Origin of the sequence: Cyanothece sp. BG0011 (genome assembly GCF_003013815.1) — a bacterium.
GTDB lineage: Bacteria > Cyanobacteriota > Cyanobacteriia > Cyanobacteriales > Microcystaceae > Crocosphaera.
On the sequence record NZ_PRLH01000172.1, the window covers coordinates 1 to 6,719 of the forward strand.

4 protein-coding genes and 2 pseudogenes are annotated in these 6,719 nt (G+C 36.2%); 4 read left to right on the plus strand and 2 right to left on the minus strand.

Features of this window, described 5'->3' with window-relative positions; all coding sequences use genetic code 11:
• Both C4E06_RS21675 and C4E06_RS27420 read left to right on the plus strand, forming a co-directional pair.
• Positions 1 to 960 (plus strand): annotated as a pseudogene (locus tag C4E06_RS21675) (glycosyltransferase); the annotation flags it as partial.
• A 171-nt stretch (positions 961 to 1,131) separates the two neighbouring features.
• The gene (locus tag C4E06_RS27420) at positions 1,132 to 1,428 is read left to right on the plus strand and encodes a DUF4236 domain-containing protein (RefSeq protein WP_157951205.1); all 297 of its coding nucleotides are present in this window, start codon (positions 1,132 to 1,134) and stop codon (positions 1,426 to 1,428) included.
• Between the two features lie 6 nt (positions 1,429 to 1,434).
• Here C4E06_RS27420 and holA read toward each other — a convergent pair whose 3' ends face one another.
• Positions 1,435 to 2,415, minus strand: a complete 981-nt coding sequence (gene holA / locus C4E06_RS21685) for a DNA polymerase III subunit delta (RefSeq protein WP_107670489.1) — start codon at positions 2,413 to 2,415, stop codon at positions 1,435 to 1,437.
• Positions 2,416 to 2,506: 91 nt separating this feature from the next.
• On the opposite strand from holA, the gene C4E06_RS21690 reads away from it, so the two are divergent.
• Positions 2,507 to 3,280, plus strand: coding sequence for a DUF1868 domain-containing protein (locus C4E06_RS21690; protein ID WP_107670490.1), 774 nt, complete (start codon positions 2,507 to 2,509; stop codon positions 3,278 to 3,280).
• A 13-nt stretch (positions 3,281 to 3,293) separates the two neighbouring features.
• A pseudogene (locus tag C4E06_RS21695) lies at positions 3,294 to 5,077 on the plus strand (serine/threonine-protein kinase).
• 196 nt (positions 5,078 to 5,273) lie between these two features.
• Here C4E06_RS21695 and gatB read toward each other — a convergent pair.
• Positions 5,274 to 6,719 (minus strand): Asp-tRNA(Asn)/Glu-tRNA(Gln) amidotransferase subunit GatB (gene gatB / locus C4E06_RS21700; protein ID WP_107670491.1); only part of this gene is annotated, 1,446 nt, incomplete at its 5' end.

Below are 6,719 nucleotides of genomic sequence, written 5' to 3' on the forward strand. Positions count from 1 at the left end.
GTCGTCAGTCGTCATCCTGGGGCTTGGTATTATTATATTCCTGTGATTATGGTAGGCTTATTACCCTGGTCTATTTATTTGCCTTTAGCGATCGCTAAATTAAAATTTTGGCAACGACAAAAATGGGTTAATTCTTCTCGAACCACTCATTTAGGAATTTTCTGTTTATGTTGGTTTTTAGTGGTTCTTGTTTTCTTCTCTAGTTCCGTTACCAAATTAGCCGGTTATGTCCTTCCTTTGATGCCGGCTGCTGCTATTATGATCGCTTTATTTTGGAGTGAACAAGTTGAAACACAATCAGAAGAATCATCAGGAATTTGGTCTTTCTGGTTTTTATTAAGTGGTTTGGCAAATGTTGGTATTTTAACGGGGTTAGCAGTAGCCAGTTTTGCCAGTCCTCACTTAATTGGTGAAGATGCTATGATGCCTCAATTTAAAGAGCTTCTACAAGCTTCAAATTTAAGTATTAAAGCAGGAATAATTTGGTCATCGGCTGCCTTTTCTTGTTTATTATTTCTTCTATTTCGTCATTATCGTCGCTGGTTATGGGTGGCTAACTTATTAGGGTTTTTAGCATTTTTCTCTTGGGTGGGTTTACCCGTTGCTCAAATTGTGGATAACCAAAGACAGTTACCTCTAAGAGAACTTTCTACCATTGTTAAAACCGAAAGACAACCAGAAGAAAGGTTAGCTTTTTTAGGGTTTATGCGTCCTACCTTGGTCTTTTATACTCAAGAAGTGGTTGACTCTGTGACAGAAGCAGATATTGATAATGGTCCAGCTTTAGACTATTTTCAACGAATGGATAGTCCTGACACTGTGTTAATTATTAGTGAACAAAAATATCTCAATAAGTTAGGATTAGAGAAGTCTGATTATACCTTAATCCAACAAGAAGGGGTTTATAAATTACTTCGAGTTAGTAAACAGATAGTTGTTGAAAGATACAAGAATCGTTAAATTACTCATTCAAGAAAGAGCGGAAAGTCTGCTCTTTCTTGATTAATTTCCTGTAAGGATTTTTCTTTGCTCATGATGTTTGATTAAAATCCCATCCAAAATGTATAATTGATCATAGTCGGAATAATTAAAGTGTAGTATAGTTGATATTAAGCGTTATAATAATAAAAAATGGGACTTCGTTTTAGAAAGAAAATCAAAGTATTACCTGGAGTATCGGTGAATCTCTCAAAGTCTGGAGCATCAGTTAGTGTGAAAGCTGGCCCAGTTAGTTGGAATTCAAGAACTGGCAAAACAGCTGTTAACTTACCCGGTTCTTTGTCATTTCGGTTTGATCCGACAACTGTTAAAAATTTAACAAAATCCGAGCTTCTCAATATCGCTCAACAGCATGGACTCAAAGGCTATTCTCAACTAAAGAAACAAGAGTTAATCGAGTTATTAAAAAATCATGGAGTCTTCAATTAATTATTTTCAATTAAACAATTGACATAATTCTATAGCTTTAATTTGTAAGGTTTCCAAGGGATTATGACCCCGTTTTAAACGGGTTTCTAAATCCAGTAAAATCGGCAGTGTTGCTAATAATTGTTTTGCTGAAATACCTTGTAATTCTTTCCGTAAAAAATAAAGACGATTCGGGTTAGGAATATCAGCAGCTTTAGCAATGATTTTATTATCGGTTGCCCCTGCTTCTAGTTGTAATTGAATAATGGTCCAAGTCCTAAATTGACCCACCAAGGTGGCAACAATTCTTAAAGCGGGTTCATTTCTAGATAATAATTCATCAATTAATTGTAAAGCTTCTCCTTGATTTCCTTGACGAATGGCTTGGGCTAATTGTAAGCTATTTTGAGCATTGGCATTAACTAAAGTGGCAATAATTGTCTCATCTAACGGTTTATTTTCTTGTTGTCCATATAGTTTGAGTTTTTCTAGTTCATTCCACAATTGTCGGCTATTATTGCCCACAGATGAACCTAATAATTCCACAGCTTTAGGAGTTAGTTTGACTCCCATTTCTTGAGCAACTTGTTTCACCTTATGAATTAATTCATCGGTTTTCCAGGGAGGAATGGGAGAATATTCTCGAACCTCTGCGTATTGTTGGATTAATTTGCTAGATTTTAAGCGTTTGTCGAGTTTTTTGCTAGTGGTGAATAATAAATGAGAATTATCAGGAATAGCCGGTAAAATACGCTGTAATTGTGTTAGAATTTCCTCTGAACATTGTTGACCGATAGAGGTGTTGACCACCCAGACTAATCTGCCTCCCATGCCAAACACAGGGGTCATGGCTTGGTTTAATGCGTCAATGGTACTATTGGGATCATCTCCTGGAATTTGATGATAATTAAACTGTATCCAGTTGGGATCGAGGATGCTATCTCTTAAGCGTTGCACCGTTTGAGCGATCGCAAAGTCATCTTCTCCCCAAAAGAAATAAATTCCCATGGTCTTTGGTCAATAAATCTTTATAAACAAATTAGACAAGATCAGGCAAAATAAAAAAATAAGTATAGTAACCGAATAAGAGGCGATTACGTTGGACGAAACCTATCAAATTTACGTCAACCGGGTAGCTTCCCTTACTTTACCCACCACTTATCAAAACCAACTTAAGAATATTCAAAAATCTCCTAAATTTCAACAGAGACAACCGGTAACTTTTCCGGGTTATACTGTGCTAACTCCTCCCTATCAAGATGATCTTATCAATGAATCATTCTATCATCAGTTAACCCTAATTCAACAACAATTAGTCGCAAAAATCGAGCCAAACTTTTTAATTCCTGTTCCCCCAGAGAGTTTCCATTTAACCCTTGCTGACTTAATTTGGGAAGATAATTATCGCAATGCAGTCAAGCAAGATCCAACCTTTGAACAAAACCTGAAACAAGCGATTTCTGATAGCTTCCAAGCTTACCAAAAAATGGGCCTAGCAAAAGGCCAATGTCAGTGGCAAATTTTGGGGTTATTAGTCTTTCCTCGCGCTTTGGTGGTGGGGTTAGTTCCTTGCAATGAATTGTCTTACGATAAAATTTTTCAATTAAGACGTAGTCTTTATCAAAATCAAGAATTAATCGGGTTAGGAGTGGAACAACAATATCATTTTACGGCCCATATCACCTTGGGATATTTTGATGAAATTCCCGATCATTTAGATACAAATCAATTAGAATCAGCTCTCCTATCTTTTAACGATCAATGGATGGAAAAAGAGGCACAAATTTTAACCATTGAACAAGCAGAACTAAGAAAATTTGAAAATATGACGAGGTTTTTATCGGATCAAACTAATCCAAAAGTGAGGATTTAAGCATTAAAAAAATATGATAAAAAACCTGGTTTCTCGCTCTAATTATCGTATTTTAGGACAGATTGGCCAAGGACAATTTGGCCAGGTTTACTTTGCTATTTCTCGTAAAACAGGAGAATTTGTTGCCCTGAAAAGTTTAGCAAAAGGGTTTCCCACTAATCGTTTTTTACGGGAATTTTCCTGTTTAGTCAGTTTACGTCATCCGAATATTGTTGCTTGTCAAGGGATTGAATATCATGGTCAAGGACGTTATTTAGTGATGGAGTATTGCGAGGGGGAACCCTTCGAGAGTTGATGAATTTTTCGGGCCAGTTGAGTTTAATATTATGTCTTGATTTAATTATTGATATTTTAGCCGGATTAGAAGAAGCCCATCAACATAATATTATTCATTGTGATATTAAACCAGAGAATATTTTATTGAGTTTAACTGCAGATAAATGGATAGGTAAAGTAACGGATTTTGGTATTGCTAAAACCATTCAAGACAGTAGTAATAATCAGTTAGGAAGCGGTTATACAGGTTCTCCTGCTTATATGGCACCTGAACGATTTTATGGCAAATATTCTTATGCTTGCGATATTTATTCAGTGGGCATTATTCTCTATGAATTAATAATAGGAGAAAGACCTTTTTCTGGACTACCTGGGGATTTAATGTTAGCCCATCTTAACCAAAGAATTAACATTCCTGATAGGGTCCCGAACTTATTAAAAACTATTATTTTTAAAGCATTAGAGAAGTTACCACAAAGACGTTTTTTGTCAGCACAAGAAATGTTAGAAGCTATTAGTTTAGCTAAAAGTCAACTTAATCTTGAGCAAGAAAATAAGCAATTATTTACTTTTATTAATTGCTCTAACTTTACCCCAAAAATCAATAAACTGCGTGATATCAATTTGTCTGAAAAAATTACCTTTATTGAACATAATAAAAATAATGTTTATTTAACGACTCAAAATAAACTAATTAAATTTTGTTCTAATTTCAAAGAAATAGATACAATTCATTTTGATAACAACATCAAAAAAATAATAATATTATCTCAGGGATGTGTAGTTTTAACGAAGAAAAAAAGCGAAAACATTGATCAATATATATTTGATTATTTGCCTGAACATAAATCATTTAACAAACCACAATCTTGTTTAGAATTGAAGGCAAAAGAATTAGAATTTGCTAGTAATAGTCAAGGGGATTGGTTGGCTGTCATTTCCAGACCCAATAATGATTCAATTAATGCTGAATTTTCCATTTTAAATTTACAGACTTTATCCCTTTTAAATTCACCTAAACCTTGTCCTTTTCCTTCTCAATTAATCGCCCTAAATAAACGTTATGGACTCGCTGTTTTTTCTCGTCTTTCTGAAGATAACAAACGGACTTATTTATACTTATTTAACCGTCGAGGCCAATTTATTAAAGGCTTTTCTGTTCCCCTATTCCTCTCCGAATTAACCCCTAATAAAGCTAACACTTACGAATTATTTTCCATCGAAGCTATTAAGCCAAATTACGGCATTTTAATTAATCTGAATCCTTTCAAACTAACAAGAATTCCCTTAGAATTTGTTCCTGATTTTATGATGGAAGAAACTTGGGGTTATGGGTTAGCAGATACCACAGGAAAATTATTACTCTTAGACAGAGAAGGAGATTATATCGGAAAAACGGACTTAGGCATAGAAATTACAGCTATAACAGGATTAAATGATCATCAATTATTAATCGCAACTTGGGAAAATGAAAAAGCAAAACTATTTATCTTAGATATTGATTTGGTTGAGAAGATTTAATTCAATTTTCGATAATTAGTAAATATTAAAAGTAGATGCAACAAGAATAATGGATTAAATGGAAACCTATTTCCTATTTTGAGATGGGAATAATTGTCGACAGAATCATATTCTATTAACAAATATGGATAAACGAGAGAAGTCTAGAATGTAGAAAAAAGCAATAATTCTAAATTCTACATTCTATATTCCAAAATTACCCATTAAGTAGCTTTTCTGCTAATTGGTTGGTTAATTTAGGATCAGCGCGTCCCCCGGTTTCTTTCATTACTTGTCCCACAAAGAAACCTTTTAATTTTTTCTTTCCTCCCCGATATTTTTCCACCTCTGAAGGGTTAGCTTCCATCAACGCTTTAATCACTTTTTCAATTTCTGCCGGATCAGAAATTTGGGTCATGCCTTTGCTTTCAACAATTTGCTTAGGAGAACCACCTTTTTCTAACAATTCTGGCAGAATTTCTTTAGCAATTTTACCGCTAATGGTTCCTTTTTCGATCAGTTGCACTAACTCCCCTAAACTATCAGGTTTAAGGGCAATTTCAGTGATGCTTATTTTACTATTGTTTAAATAAGCTGCAATATCTTGGGTTACCCAGTTAGCCACTAATTTTGCATCGGCCCCGGTATTAACGGCCGTTTCGTAATATTCAGCCACATCGCGATCGTCAGTCAATACCCGCGCATCATAGGCCGATAACCCTAACGCCTCCTCGTAACGTTTACGTTTTTGCGCCGGAAGTTCTGGTAATTCTTGTTTCCAGGCGTTTAACCGTTCTTCTGACACCTCTAAGGGAGGAAGATCCGGTTCAGGAAAATAGCGATAGTCGCTAGATCCCTCTTTTTTACGCATACTGAAGGTTTGTTGGCTGCTTTCATCCCATAAACGGGTTTCTTGGTAGATAGGATCGCCATTTTCCACTGCTTCTATTTGCCTTTCGATCTCATATTCGATCGCTTTTTGAATGGCACTAAACGAGTTCATATTTTTGATTTCAACTTTCGTCCCGAACTCTTTTTGTCCCACTGGACGCACAGAAATGTTCACATCGCAGCGTAGAGAACCCTCTTGCATATTACCATCACTAACCCCTAAATAACGCACCAAACGGCGTAATTCTTGGGCATATTCGGCTGCTTCTTGTCCGCTTCGGATATCGGGTTCTGAAACAATTTCGAGTAGAGGAACCCCGGTACGGTTGAAGTCTACTAACGAGTGGGTTGATCCGGCTAAGCGATCGCTGCCGGCATGAACCAGTTTGCCCGCGTCTTCTTCCATGTGTAAGCGAGTGATCCCAATGGTTTTCCGGGTGACTTCTTTGGTCTTTTTATCCACCAATTCAATTTCAAGGGAACCCTCTTCTACAATGGGGAGGTCAAACTGAGAAATTTGGTAATTTTTGGGGAGATCGGGATAAAAATATTGTTTTCTATCAAATTTACTATAGGGTGCAATCTTGGCATTCAACGCTAATCCCAGTTTAACGGCAGAGGCCAACACTTCCTCATTGAGAACCGGTAAAACCCCAGGATATCCCAAGCACACAGGACAAACATTGGTATTGGGGGGACTATCAAACTGGGTCGAACAATGACAAAAAATCTTACTGGTGGTGTTAAGCTGACAGTGAGTTTCCAGGCCGAT

Excerpts from the sequence above, each read along its gene's own strand:
- C4E06_RS27420 (WP_157951205.1), top strand. The coding sequence starts at position 1,132 with ATGGGACTTCGTTTTAGAAAGAAAATCAAAGTATTACCTGGAGTATCG.
- holA (WP_107670489.1), bottom strand. The coding sequence starts at position 2,415 with ATGGGAATTTATTTCTTTTGGGGAGAAGATGACTTTGCGATCGCTCAA.